The organism is Nautilia sp. PV-1, assembly GCF_004006315.1.
In the GTDB taxonomy this organism is placed as follows: Bacteria; Campylobacterota; Campylobacteria; order Campylobacterales; family Nautiliaceae; genus Nautilia; species Nautilia profundicola_A.
This window is the reverse complement of sequence record NZ_CP026530.1, coordinates 1,378,428-1,391,681: the sequence shown is the minus strand read 5'-3', so window position 1 is coordinate 1,391,681 and position 13,254 is coordinate 1,378,428. Positions and strand designations below refer to the sequence as shown.

12 protein-coding genes are annotated in these 13,254 nt (G+C 36.1%); all 12 read left to right on the top strand.

Annotated elements, in window-relative coordinates; genetic code table 11:
• Positions 1-95 precede the first annotated feature (95 nt).
• The 12 genes from C3L23_RS07440 to C3L23_RS07385 all read left to right on the top strand — a co-directional run bounded on the left by C3L23_RS07440 (position 96) and on the right by C3L23_RS07385 (position 13,253).
• Entirely contained in the window at positions 96-434 is a 339-nt protein-coding gene (locus C3L23_RS07440; protein ID WP_127681363.1) for an NADH-quinone oxidoreductase subunit A, read from the top strand.
• Entirely contained in the window at positions 418-891 is a 474-nt protein-coding gene (locus C3L23_RS07435) for an NADH-quinone oxidoreductase subunit B (protein ID WP_015901732.1), read from the top strand. Before C3L23_RS07440 ends, C3L23_RS07435 begins: the two co-directional genes overlap by 17 nt.
• 9 nt (positions 892-900) lie before the next feature.
• A complete protein-coding gene (locus C3L23_RS07430; protein ID WP_127681361.1) occupies positions 901-2,550 on the top strand; it encodes an NADH-quinone oxidoreductase subunit C in 1,650 nt (549 codons plus the stop codon).
• 9 nt (positions 2,551-2,559) lie between these two features.
• On the top strand, positions 2,560-3,531 hold the full coding sequence (locus tag C3L23_RS07425; protein WP_127681359.1) for a complex I subunit 1 family protein: 972 nt from the start codon (positions 2,560-2,562) through the stop codon (positions 3,529-3,531).
• A gap of 1 nt (position 3,532) precedes the next feature.
• Entirely contained in the window at positions 3,533-4,102 is a 570-nt protein-coding gene (locus C3L23_RS07420; protein WP_127681357.1) for a 4Fe-4S binding protein, read from the top strand.
• Complete coding sequence (locus C3L23_RS07415) at positions 4,102-4,569, top strand: NADH-quinone oxidoreductase subunit J (RefSeq protein ID WP_127681355.1); 468 nt, start codon at positions 4,102-4,104, stop codon at positions 4,567-4,569. Before C3L23_RS07420 ends, C3L23_RS07415 begins: the two co-directional genes overlap by 1 nt.
• Before the next feature lie 2 nt (positions 4,570-4,571).
• Positions 4,572-4,880, top strand: coding sequence for an NADH-quinone oxidoreductase subunit K (locus C3L23_RS07410; protein ID WP_127681353.1), 309 nt, complete (start codon positions 4,572-4,574; stop codon positions 4,878-4,880).
• Positions 4,873-6,726, top strand: coding sequence for an NADH-quinone oxidoreductase subunit L (locus C3L23_RS07405; protein WP_127681351.1), 1,854 nt, complete (start codon positions 4,873-4,875; stop codon positions 6,724-6,726). Before C3L23_RS07410 ends, C3L23_RS07405 begins: the two co-directional genes overlap by 8 nt.
• Positions 6,726-8,153, top strand: a complete 1,428-nt coding sequence (locus C3L23_RS07400; protein WP_127681349.1) for a NuoM family protein — start codon at positions 6,726-6,728, stop codon at positions 8,151-8,153. The genes C3L23_RS07405 and C3L23_RS07400 overlap by 1 nt, the downstream gene beginning before the upstream one ends.
• Positions 8,153-9,490 (top strand): NADH-quinone oxidoreductase subunit N, encoded by a 1,338-nt coding sequence (locus tag C3L23_RS07395; RefSeq protein WP_127681347.1) that lies wholly within the window; start codon positions 8,153-8,155, stop codon positions 9,488-9,490. The genes C3L23_RS07400 and C3L23_RS07395 overlap by 1 nt, the downstream gene beginning before the upstream one ends.
• Positions 9,491-9,521: 31 nt before the next feature.
• Positions 9,522-11,786: a hypothetical protein gene (locus C3L23_RS07390; protein ID WP_127681345.1), complete on the top strand. Its 2,265-nt coding sequence runs from the start codon at positions 9,522-9,524 to the stop codon at positions 11,784-11,786.
• A 105-nt stretch (positions 11,787-11,891) separates the two neighbouring features.
• Positions 11,892-13,253 (top strand): class II 3-deoxy-7-phosphoheptulonate synthase, encoded by a 1,362-nt coding sequence (locus tag C3L23_RS07385; RefSeq protein ID WP_210402416.1) that lies wholly within the window; start codon positions 11,892-11,894, stop codon positions 13,251-13,253.
• The last annotated feature ends 1 nt before the right edge of the window (position 13,254 follow it).

Genomic DNA, 13,254 nt, shown 5'->3' with positions numbered 1-13,254 from the left:
GATAAAATTTGTGTAATTAATAATTTTCACTTATAATTTGATAAATTGAATTAGTAATAGGTTCATTTTGATAATATTTCCAAAAAGGAGAGTAAATGGGAACAATTCTATTTTTTGCGGCCGGAATTTTATTAGGCGTGATTTTACTGTACCTGATAGGTATAGCGGTGGCGCCTCTGAATCCGAGCGAAATAAAAAACGATCACTTTGAGTGCGGTCTTCCGCCGAGTTCAGAAGTACCGATGAAAGCAAATTTCGGATATTTTATTTTTGCAATAGCTTTTATCGTATTCGATATGGCAGGACTGTTTTTCAGTCTTTTTGTTTTTGCAGATTCTACTGATGCGCTTAACTGGGCAATGGTATTTGGGATTTTGCTGTTCGCGGCTATTACGATTAGTATGAAGGAGTATAGAAATGCTAAAAGTTCTTGATTTTTTTAATTATGCAAGGAGTAAATCTCCTTGGATTGTACATTTTTGTAGCGGATGCTGTTCGCTGGAAATGCTTGCGGCTATGGGGCCTAGATATGACTGGGAAAGATACGGATACATAATGACCCCGACGCCGAGACAGGCGGATATTATGTTTATTACGGGGCTGGTAAGTAAAAAAATACTTCCGGCGCTTCTTAGAACATATGAACAGATGCCTGAACCTAGATATGTGGTTGCGATCGGAGCTTGCGCATATGACGGAGGTCCTTACAACGATTCGGTTTCCGTTATTAAAAACATGACGGAAATTCTTCCGGCAGATGTGTTTGTAGCCGGCTGTCCGCCAAGACCTGAAGCTATTATCGCAGGGCTGGAGGAACTTAAAGAAAAAATCAAAAGAGGAGAGCCCAGCGCGTCAAGCCAGGGCGGACTCTGGAAACAAATGAAATTTTAAGGGTTGGCGATGGAGAATATTAAAAATATTTTAAATAAATTCGACATGGAATATGTTGAAGATTATAAACCTACATGGGTTAAAGCTAAACTTAAAAACAAAGAAGATTTGTTAGAAGTTGTAGAAGCTTTAAAAGAAGCGGGTGTAAAAACATGTTCAACTGTTTCACCAACCGATTTTATTGATGAGAACAAAATAGAAGTAAATTACTTTTTAGAAGATCTTTTTAACAAAAAGAATGTTTGGCTGAAAGTTGACGTTGAAAGAGATCTTGATAAATGTGAAATCGATTCGATTACTCCTTTAATGCCTAGCGCAGACTGGCATGAGCTAGAGGCATATTCTACTTTCGGGGTTAAATTTAAAGGCCATCCGAATTTAAGATATTTCTTAATCAGCCGTGACTATTACGGTAAATTTCCGTTTAGAAAAGATTTTGACTGGAAAGCGCATGAAGAGCATCTGATCCAAAATATCAACGATATTACAGAAGAATATTTTGAAGAATATGATGAAAATGAAGAAAATCTCGGGCATGAAGGAAGCAGAACGGTTCTTAACTGGGGACCTACGCATCCTGCCAGCGGACCTATAAGATTAAAAGTATATGTAAACGGTGAAAATATTGAAAGAGTAGAGCCGGATATCGGTTACGTATGGCGTGCTCTTGAACATTTGGCGGAAAGAAAAGATTTTATAGGAACTATTGTAGCGGTTGAGAGAATCTGTTTTATGGATAATCCAAATCCAATGATTTGCTATTCACAGGCTGTTGAGGAAATAGCAGGAAAAGAAATTACCGATTTCGCTAAATACATGAGAGTGATTTTAGGAGAAACCGGAAGAATAGCTTCCCACTTGATTTCAATGGGAGGCTTCTTCGGTACAATGGGGCTTCATACGTTTATGATGTGGTGTCTTGACATAAGAGAATATTTCTTGGATGTATTGGAAGATTATTCCGGCGCAAGAATCGCCACTGCATGTGTAGAACCGGGAGGAGTGAGATACCCGCTAAACGATTATAAAGCATGGTTTGAAGGAATAAATAAGGCCATTAAAAAATTTGAAGACACAAAAGCGGATATTACTGATATTTTTATGAAAAACCCTCTAATGAATACAAGGGCTAAAGGTAACGGTATATTCACTCTTGAAGATGTTGCGGAATATTATCTGGCTGGGCCTATTGCCAGAGCCAGCGGTGCAAAAATAGATGTGAGAATCGACGAACCTTATGCAGCGTATGACAAATTGGAAATGGATTATGTAAATTGTGATACAGGTGATGCCAGAGACAGACTTTTAATTATATTCAAAGAATTAGAACAGGCAATGGATCTTATCAAGCAGGCAATGGCAAAAATAGAAGAAGGTATTGAAGCAGGTGAAATGGATCCTAAAAAAGACCATCTTGTAAAAATGCCTAGAAGAATGCCGGCAGGCGAAGCCGTTTCAAGAATTGAATGGGCTAGGGGCGAAATATTAATGCATCTTGTTACACAGGATAAATCAACAAGTCCTTACAGACTTAAAATTAAAGCGCCTAGCGTAAACCATACGATGATGCTAAACAAACTATTAAAAGGTAAAACCCTTTCAGATATTCCGTTACTGTACGGAAGTATGCATATCTGTCAGGGTGACCTGGATAGATAAGGAGAGAAAATGAGTGTTGGAGCAATGTTATTTTACATTTTGGTATTTCCGGGTCTTCTGTTTTTATTAGCATGGACGTTTTTCGTATTTTATTTCGCAAGAAAAACGCTCGCTTATATACATAAAAGGGTTGGTCCGCATTTTAATGGTCCTGCAGGAACGCTGCAGACAGTATTTGACGTATTTAAATTATTGACTAAAGAATCTATCACTCCTAAGAGTGCGGACCCTTATCTATTTAATATCATTCCAATAATTACGCCTTTGGTTGCCGCGCTTCCGGTTATACTTATACCTTGGACGCCTCTGATTAATAACGGGCACGGTATTTTAGATACAAATTACGGTGTTTTGGGACTTGTTGTATTAATCGGTGTTGAGCCGTTTTTATTATTCCTTACAGGTTTCGGTTCAAACAATAAATACTCATTTCTTGGCGGTATGAGGATTTTGGCTCAGATGCTTTCGATGGAAGCGCCGTTTTTCCTTTCGGCATTAGCTCCTGCTTTGCTGTTCGGAACAATGAATTTATATGAAATTCAGTCAATGAATACTTGGCTTACTACACTGATTTTATTGCCAGGGGCAATTATATTCATTATTGCCATGCTAGGTATTCTTGAACAGCCTCCGTTTCATATTCCTGATGCTGAACAGGAAATTGTATACGGTTTTTATACGGAATATGCCGGTACAAACTACGTACTTTTAAAATTTGCTGAATTTACAGAAATGCTTGTTGTTTCAGCTGCAGCTGTAGTATTGTTTTTCGGAGGATACAGAGGGCTGTTTTTTGACAGTTTCTGGTGGCTGTTTTTGAAAATAGCTCTTTTAGCAGTGGTAATGGTTGCAATTAGGGCAAGTAACCCGAGATTAAGACTTGACCAAATGCTTAAGTTCTGTTGGAGCTGGCTGACTCCTTTGGCAATTCTAAACTTAGTTTGGATAATTTTTGCGAAAATATATATTTTAGGAGCATAAGATGTTTTTTAATGTTGTAGAAAAAATAATAAGGGTTACAAAAGCTTTTAAAGAGCCGAGAGTTGCTACTAAAGACGTTACTCATGAAACAATGCATCAATCTCCTGTTTTTAGGGGTAAACATGAAATCAGATATGATATCTGTACAGGATGTGAAGCCTGTGCAAAAATCTGTCCGGTTGATGCGATTATAATGGAGCCTCTGCCGATTAAAAGACCTAAAGCTTTGCCTGAAGTTAATTTGGGTATATGTATATTCTGCGGACTTTGTGAAGACGTGTGTCCGACAAAACCGGAAAAAGCCATCAAACTAAGCGGCGGTACGTTCGAAATGATTACCGGAGGTACCGATGATGATATTAAGAATTACTGGGTTAAACCGGAAGTTCCGGCTGAATGGATAGAACAAAAGAAAAAAGAAGAAGAAGAAAAAGCTAGAAAAAAAGCTGAAATGCTTGCTAAGAAAAAAGCGGAAGCCGAAGCTAAGAAAAAGGCTGAAGCAGAAGCAAAAGCAAAAGAAGAAGCTGAGAAGTCTGCTGAAAATACTGAAGCTTCTAAAGGAGATGCATAATGAGTGTATTAATACTTGCATTGGCGGTAATTCTTGCAGTAATGTCGTTAACACAAAAAAACACGGTTCCTGCCGTGCTTGCTTTTGTGCTGATGATGTTTTTGCTGGGTATTTACTATATTTTAATGGATGAAAAACTTTTAGGTTTATTTCAAATATTTGTATATACCGGAGGTATTGTTGTATTGACGCTTTTCGGTGTAACTGTTATCGGTGCGAAATTTCCTAAATTTGAAATCAGACCTTGGGCTGTTGCTATTGTAACGGTTGTAGTAATCGGTTTATTGATAATTCCGTTTATTTTACCTCCTATTCCGTATGAAGGGAAAGCTATTCCTTTAAAAGACCAGGTTAAGGTATTTACTGATTTTTATGCTGAAATAGCAATTTTTATGGGTGTTGTAGCTGCTAGCGTATTGTACGGTAGTATTAGAATGCTGCATACACTAAAACATGAAAAGGAATAAAAATGGTTAATTTTTATATAGATGCAATATTTGCAATTATACTGTTCGGAGTAGGTTTGTACGGAGTTACAAGTAAAAGCGATTTTTTAAAGATTTTCTTTTCACTTGAAATACTGCTAAATGCAGTAATTCTGTTTTTAGCTAGTGCGGCATATCATTTCGGTCTTACAAGAGGACTGGCGGTTGCATACGTAATTATAGTGATCGCAACACTTGAAGCGGCTGCCGGAGTGCTTATTTTCTTATTAAGCTATAGAATTACCGGCGAAATTATTCCAGATAAACTAGATAAGGCGGTGAGCGATGAATAATGCAGTATTAATATTATTGTGCGCACCGTTTTTAGGTGCGGTGTTAGCTTACATTTTAGGAAAAATTAAAATAAATTTAGCGTTTTGGGTAGCTGAAATAGTAGGTGCAATGCTGTTTTTGGCCAGTATTGTGATTTTTATTAATTACAGTGATACTCCGATAAATATTGATTATACATGGATATCGTACGGGGATTTAAAACTGCCGTTTGGTATTTATATTGATCATTTAAGTATAGTGATGTTACTGATTGCAACAGGTTTAGGCTTTGCTGATATACACTTTGCGCATGATTATATGGGTGATGATCCTGATCAGCCTAGATACTATGCAAAAGTTTTATTTTTTATTGGAGGTATGATTTTACTCGTAATTACAAAAGATTTAATCGGTGCCTTCGTAGGCTGGGAATTCATGGGGCTTGCGTCTTATGCACTGATTAGTTTCTGGTATTATAAAAATTCTGCAGCCGATGCGGGTATGCAGGCGTTTTTATATACGAGATTCGGTGATATATTCATTTTAGCGGCTATAGGTTTGCTTGTTTATTATACAGGTACTGTTAATTTGGTTGAGCTGAATGAAATGGCAAATGCAGGTGAAATTTCTAAAAATGTTGCATTGGTTGTAGCACTGTTTATATTTATGGGTGCTATCGGTAAATCAGGTCAGTTTCCTCTTTATCCGTGGCTTATGAACGCTATGGAAGGTCCGACAACAGTATCGGCGTTAATCCACGGTGCGACAATGGTTAACTCAGGTATATATATTGTTGCTAGATTATTTGACTTCTTCCATTATACTGATGCGTTATTTATTGTGGCTAACGTTGCTGCACTTTCAGCGTTTATAGGAGCGACAAGTGCGCTTGTACAAAAAGAGATCAAAAAAATACTTGCGTATTCAACAATGTCGCATTTGTCTATAGCATTCGTAGGATTAGGTGTCGGCAGTTTAGCTGCAGGAATGCTTCATTTGGTAAATCATGCTATTTTTAAAGCACTTTTATTCTTAAGTGCTGGTGCCGTTATATATATAGCACACCATACAAAAGACGCATGGAAACTGGGAGGTTTAATTAAAACCGCTCCGTTTGTTGCGTTGTTTATGGCAATGGGATCACTTTCACTTGCAGGTGTTCCGCCGTTTAGCGGTTTCTTTTCTAAAGAAGCGGTAATTGCTTCAGCATGGGCTCATGGAAATGAATTTACAAAAGTGTTCGTTACAATTGCTGCGCTGTTGTCAATCGGATACATTACAAGACTTTGGGTACTTATTTTCTTAGGCGAACCTAGAAATGAAGATATAGCGGGTAGTGTACATACGCCTAGCAATCTTTGGATAAGACTGCCTCTCGGAATATTGGCGTTTGTCACTCTGTTTATATCAATCTGGCAAAGCGATATTGTAAGCTTTATATTAAACGGTAAAGAAATGGTAGAACCGCATATTGCAGGTCTTACCGCATTTATGCTTACAGGTATGATGATTATTTTCTTAATTGTTGTTGGGCTTTATGTAAAAGGCCTCAATCTTTTATATAAAATTGCATCTCATCATTTTGTACAGACAATCCATCAGATTTTATTCAACGGATATTATGTTGAAAAAATGATTACATGGATATCAAAAACCATAGTTGTAAACGCTGTGGCTAAGGCAGCAAGATGGTTTGATACAAATGTAATAGATTATCTTGTAAACGCGACAGTGCCGGCTTCGCAGGGCGTATATAAAGTATTAAGAGCCGGACACAGCGGTAAAATCGGTACTTATATGGGTCAATTCGTTATCGGTGTTGCGATAATCGTTATTGCAATCTTAATAATTGTAAAGGGTCTATGATGGTGGCTGTAGATATTATATTTGCACCGATCTTTTTATCGGTATTACTCTATTTTTTAACGAGAAACAATCAGGAGCTTGCTAAATATATAGCTCTCGGCTGGTTTATAGTACAGTTTTTTATCGCATTCAGTTGGTACAATGCTCTTCCTCAAGAAGGCTTTTTGGAACTTGGAACATATTTGAGCGTTCCGCAGTTCGGATTTGATTTGACGCTGAGAGTCGATGCGCTTAGTGTCGCAATGTTACTGCTTACGGCCGCATTGTTGATTTTGGTTGTATTTACTTCATGGGAAGAAAAAAACCAGGCAGCGTATTTCAGTCTGCTTGTACTATTCAGCGGACCAATTTTTGGCGTATTTATGACAACAAACGTTTTATGGTTCTTTATGTTCTGGGAACTTACATTAGTACCGATGTTTTTCCTTGTAGGTTTTTGGGGCGGAGAGAGAAGAATTTATGCGGCGGTTAAATTCTTCTTGTATACACACGTTGCAAGTATGTTTATGTTTGTCGGTTTTTATCTTCTGTTTAAACAGACAGGATACTGGGATTTAACACTAATAAGAGAAACCGCTTTAGCGACTCCTGCATTAATATGGTGGTTTATGTTTATAGGGTTTGCGGCAAAACTTCCTGCATTTCCATTCCATACATGGCTGCCTGACGCACACGTTGAAGCGCCTAGCAGTATTTCAGTATTGCTTGCGGGTGTTTTACTTAAAATGGGCGCTTACGGTTTAATAAGATTTACTGTAGAGTTAATGCCGATAACTACTCAGGAATTTGCAAAATGGATGCTTATAATCGGTCTTAATACTACCTTGTTTGCCGGAATGCTGGCTATTTACGAAAGACATATCAAAAGAATGGTTGCTTACAGCTCGATTTCGCATATGGGACTTGTAGTGGTTGCCATTGCTACAATGAGTTATGACGGTTTAAGCGCAGCTCTTTATGAAATGATCGGGCACGCTCTTGTTATTTCTCCGTTATTTTTAATTGCGGGATGGATGCATCATAAAACGCATACATGGTATATGGATGAAATGGGCGGAATTATGAAAAAAGCTCCTTATGCGAGTGCTATATTTATATTAGCAGGTATGGCTGCATTGGGTCTGCCTGGCACAATGGGATTTGTAGGTGAACTTACTATTATAGTATCGGCTATTAAATCATTCGGATGGTGGATAGCTGTGATAGCAATAGCTTCACTAATCAGTGCCGGATATATTATCTGGGCTGTAAGAAGATCTATTCACGGTGAAATGTCACCGCTTGTACAAAAAGTAGAATTTACTATGAGTTTTCCTGAAAAAGCTGCATTGGCAATTTTTGCGTTGTTGATTGTTTATTTCGGTATTCAACCACAGCCGATATTTGATTTAGCAAATAAAGCATTTAGCTTTCTTGGAGGTATGTAATGAGTTTTATAATATTAATAGCAGCGGGATTACTTGTACCGGTTTTTTATAAAAGCAACATTTTTATTGCAAAACTTATTGCAATTGTCGCTTTTATTGCTAGTGCGGTAATGATTTACAACGGAATGAGTTTAAATGACGTATTTCCGTTTTTTGTGTTGGACAGTTCAACTCAGTTGATGGAATATGTACTGTTGGCGACATTAGCCGCGGTTACACTTTCGTTAACAGGTTTTGAAAGACCTCTGATTGCGCAGATGCTTTTTGTAGCAGGTGCGAGTATTGCAATTTTAGAGACTGACAATTTCTTTTTATTTATAGTTTTATTTGAAGTGATTGCAATTATTTCATATGTTTTAGTTGCAAATATCAGAAACTTTTACAATGCTGAGGGTGCAATAAAAGCATTTATCGCGGGTGCGGTAGCCAGCGGTATTATTTTGCTTGGTTTTGCTTTGTTCAGTTTTGTAACAGACAGTTTTACTTATGCGGAAATGAACGTTCACGGTAAATTTACCTTAATTGCCGTAGCTATTATGCTTGCGGGTATTTTTTACAAACTTACAGTTGTACCAATGCACGGTTGGGCAGCGGATGCATATTCTCAGGTCAACCACGCTGCCGCTGCGATACTGAGCGGTGTTATTAAAAGTGTAATGTTAGTAGCCGTATTTAAAGCATTTTACAAGTTTTTAATCGCATATCCTACTTCAACAGTTTTAATTTTCAGTTTTTTTGCGATTTTGACTATGACATTAGCAAACTTCATGGCCTTATGGCAAAAAAGAATATCTAAAATACTTGCATATTCATCAATCGCACACAGCGGTTATGCATTAATTCCGTTTGCGGCTGCCGCAAGTGTATATTCATATACGGGTGTACTTTATTATGCGATTGCATATATATTTATGCAGACAAGCGTATTTTTAATTTTAAATGACTTGAGAAGAGAATCAGGTGTAAAATATTTAGAAGATATTAAAGGACTTGGCGCAAAAGCTCCTGTACATGCTTTATTCTTTACCATTCAGCTGTTTTCACTTGCGGGTATTCCTCTATTGGCAGGATTTTTATCTAAAGCGGTTGCGTTTTATGCAGGTATAGATGCTGGATTATGGCCGATTGTTTTAATTGCGTTGTTAAATTCAGCCCTAGCGGTTGCATATTACGCATGGATAGTTAAACATATTTATTTTGACAAGCCTGTTGAAGGAACTATTAAAAAAATAACAATTTCAAGCGGAAGTCTTATAGGGCAGCTTATACTGTTAATCGGAACTATTTACTTCGGTATAGTAGCAGCTCAAGTATTTAACACTACAATTTCAATGTAGTCTTTTGCTATAATTAGCAAAAAGGCTAGAGTTGAAATTTCTTCTTCTTTTATTTTCTTTTTTAAATTTATTTGCTTTAAATATTAATGTAGATTATTCAAAAGAAAAGTATCCTTATGAAATAATGACGTTATATAACAAACAGCCTTTTTCATGTATAAAAAAAGAGCACTCGGCAGAGTGCGTTTTTGACAAAACTCCTTCAACTCCGGTATTTAAAACAGATACAATATTTTTTAAAATCACACCGGTGTTTAAAAACGGCAAATTTTTTATTATTTTTAATATCAAAGGTAATTTTATTCTTAAATCTTTTGAAGACAATCAGTATAACAATCCTGTTATAGGAGCCGATTTAAAAAAAGCAAAAAAATGGGTTGTTATAGCTTCGAAAATTATACCTTTTATAGACAATTCTAAAAATACGGGATTAAATTTTTATTTTCATAATTCTCCCAAGCCTTATATAGGCACTATCGATGAAAACGGAAATCCTATTAATATTAACAATCAGGCGAAAGATATAATTAAATATTTTGAAATCAAAAAAGCATATGAAAAAGGAAGGGACGTACTTGATGAAATCAACCAGTTTATAAAAGATTACCCAAATTCCGTTTTTCTGCCGGATGTAGAGTTTTTAAAAATAAAAATATTGGATCAGGAAAATAAATCTGACGAAGTTATTAAACTTGCGAAAGAGTGGTTAAAAAAATTTGCTTATAATGAGAATCTTCCAAAAGTGTTGCTTATAATGGCTAAAAACTATACAAAGCTCGGTTTTATGACAGACGCTAGTTATTTTTATCAAAGAATTATAAATGAATATCCTAATACAAAAGAAGCATACCTTGCAATGATATACTGGGCTGACCAGATGTATATAACCGGTGAAAGCAAAAAAGCTTTCGAACTGTATAAAAAAGCTTTATATTCAACAAAAGACATAAACATTGCATCGCTTGCAGCAATGAGACTGGCACAGAGATATATGGATAAAGGCGATATAAAAACAGCGTTTGAATATTATAAGAGAGTTTATCAGGCGAATAAGAATTTTATTTTAAAGGATAAACAAAAAGCATATGAACTTGCAAAAACACTTGCTTCGCACCAGTTATATTCGCTTGCTATAGAAATAGGCGAAGATCTTCTTAAAAGACTGAAAAAACTGGATAATCTATATGAGCCGCTTGAATACCATTTGGCGGTATGGTCTTATGAAGCAGGCAATTATGATAAAGCCGCGTATTGGATTAATAAATATTTAAACGAATTTCCTTATGGTGATTATAGCGATCAGCTGCAGGCGTTAAGAGATAAGGTTCTTTTTGAGGTAAACGACGGAAACGTAACCGAACAGCTTCAAAAAATCGATGAAATTATAAAAAAATACAAGGGCCAGCCTATAGCACAAAAAGCTTTATATAAAAAAGTAATGCTTTTATATAAATTAAAAAAATATGGCGATATATTAAAAATGAAAAAACAGATTATGAATATAGACGATACTCTTATGAAAAACAAAAAAGAGTTTATTCAAAAGGTTGCTAAAGAATATGCAGTGAAGCTGTTAAAAGAAAACAATTGTTTAGAAGCCGTTAAAATTATTAAAGAATACAGACTGGCTCTTGATAAAAAATATGATGACCGGCTGTATAAATGTGCGATAGATGCAAGAAATTTTGATCTGGCATCGGTAATATGCAATAAATATCTGGATTCTCCGAATGATAAAGTTTTTATTAAATGGATGGAAAGAAAGATAAAAGCACTAGAAGGAATGGGAGACTATAAAAGCGTAGTAACTGCAATAGATGATTTATGCAGGGTAAAAAAAGTTAAATGTTATAAATATGAATTAAAAAAATTCTTTGCTTTATGGAAACTTAAAAGATATAAAGAAGCGCTTGAAGTAGCTAAACAGCTTGATAAAACGAAAGATATAAGAAACTGTGATGCGTTTATTAAGATTGTAAACTGGTCTTTGGAAAACGGTGACGGTTTGACGGCCGCCGTTTATGCCAAAAAAATTATAGATCTGCAAAATATGTTTAAAGCGTATCCATATTCGCCTTTTGTAGAATTTACGTATGCTAAATATACTAAAAATAAAAAAGAAGCGATAAAAGTTCTTAAAGATCTCCTTCCGAGAGTTAGCGGCGAAGACAAGGCCAGGGCGCTTTATATGCTGGCTAATCTGACAGGAAAGAAAACTTATCTTAATCAGTGTATTAAAGTCAAAAATTCGAAACTTTGGAAAGGTCTTTGCAAAGACGCTTTAAATCTTTTTTAATAAAAAATATTAACGGAAGTATTTTATTAGCTTATATCTGCGTGAATATTTGAAATTTAAGAAAAATTTTAATAATATTCCGATAATTATCTAAAAAGGAATATAATGGATTGGACAAAAAACAGCTGGAGAAATAAACCAATAAAACAGCAGCCGGTATATGAAGATCAAGAGAAATTAAAACAGGTTGAAAAAGAGTTAAGTAAATATCCTCCGCTTGTATTTGCCGGGGAAGTTAGAAGTTTAAAAAAAGATTTGGCAAAAGTATGCGAAGGAAAAGCTTTTTTGCTTCAGGGTGGGGACTGTGCGGAAAGTTTTGCGGAATTTGATGCAAATAATATAAGAGATATGTTTAAAGTTATGATGCAGATGGCTGTAGTACTTACTTTTGCAGGAGGACTTCCTGTAGTAAAAATAGGCAGAATAGCCGGTCAGTTTGCGAAACCTAGAAGCAGTGATTATGAGGAGAAAAACGGAGTTAAATTACCTAGTTACAGAGGAGATATAATAAATTCTATCGAATTTACTCCTGAAGCAAGAAAAGCTGATCCGGAAAGAATGCTTAAAGCATATAACCAGTCAGCGGCCACAATGAACCTTTTAAGAGCTTTTGCGAGGGGCGGTCTTGCGGATCTTAGAAAAATACACAAATGGACACTTGATTTCGTTAAAGAATCACCGCAGGCACATAAATTTGAAGAGCTTGCAGACAGAATTACGGAAAGTCTCAAATTTATGGAAGCTGTGGGAATAAATCCTGAAAACACTCCAAAATTAAGAGAAACAACTCTTTATACGTCACATGAAGCGCTTTTACTGAATTATGAAGAAGCCCTTACAAGACAGGATTCTCTTACGGAAGAATGGTATGACTGTTCTGCACACATGCTGTGGATCGGAGACAGAACGAGAGATCCTAATGAAGCACATGTTGAATTTTTAAGGGGAGTTAAAAATCCTGTAGGCGTTAAAGCAGGGCCGACTATGACTCCGGAAGGTCTTTTGGAAATAATTGAAAAACTGAATCCTGAAAATGAACCGGGAAGAATCAATATAATCGTGAGAATGGGTGCTGATAAAATTGAAAATGAATTTCCTAAATTATTAAAAGCAGTAAAAGATGCAGGTAAAAACGTTGTATGGAGCATCGATCCGATGCACGGAAATACTGTAAAAACCCCGAACGGGTATAAAACAAGAGATTTTAACGAAGTTTTAAGAGAAGTAAAAGGCTACTTCAAAGTACATGAAGAAATGGGAACATTCCCTGGAGGAGTTCATTTGGAAATGACCGGTAGGGAAGTTACAGAATGCGTCGGCGGTTCTCAAGAAATTAAAGAATGCGATCTGGAAAGATGCTATGAGACTCACTGCGATCCTAGATTAAACGCTACGCAGGCATTAGAGCTTTCATTCTTAATTGCGGATCTTTTAAAACAGGCAATTAACAAAAATCCTCAAATTTAAT

Bases quoted from the DNA above. Each gene is read 5' to 3' on its own strand.
- C3L23_RS07440 (WP_127681363.1), top strand. From the start codon at position 96: ATGGGAACAATTCTATTTTTTGCGGCCGGAATTTTATTAGGCGTGATT.
- C3L23_RS07435 (WP_015901732.1), top strand. From the start codon at position 418: ATGCTAAAAGTTCTTGATTTTTTTAATTATGCAAGGAGTAAATCTCCT.
- C3L23_RS07430 (WP_127681361.1), top strand. From the start codon at position 901: ATGGAGAATATTAAAAATATTTTAAATAAATTCGACATGGAATATGTT.
- C3L23_RS07425 (WP_127681359.1), top strand. From the start codon at position 2,560: ATGAGTGTTGGAGCAATGTTATTTTACATTTTGGTATTTCCGGGTCTT.
- C3L23_RS07420 (WP_127681357.1), top strand. From the start codon at position 3,533: ATGTTTTTTAATGTTGTAGAAAAAATAATAAGGGTTACAAAAGCTTTT.
- C3L23_RS07415 (WP_127681355.1), top strand. From the start codon at position 4,102: ATGAGTGTATTAATACTTGCATTGGCGGTAATTCTTGCAGTAATGTCG.
- C3L23_RS07410 (WP_127681353.1), top strand. From the start codon at position 4,572: ATGGTTAATTTTTATATAGATGCAATATTTGCAATTATACTGTTCGGA.
- C3L23_RS07405 (WP_127681351.1), top strand. From the start codon at position 4,873: ATGAATAATGCAGTATTAATATTATTGTGCGCACCGTTTTTAGGTGCG.
- C3L23_RS07400 (WP_127681349.1), top strand. From the start codon at position 6,726: ATGGTGGCTGTAGATATTATATTTGCACCGATCTTTTTATCGGTATTA.
- C3L23_RS07395 (WP_127681347.1), top strand. From the start codon at position 8,153: ATGAGTTTTATAATATTAATAGCAGCGGGATTACTTGTACCGGTTTTT.
- C3L23_RS07385 (WP_210402416.1), top strand. From the start codon at position 11,892: ATGGATTGGACAAAAAACAGCTGGAGAAATAAACCAATAAAACAGCAG.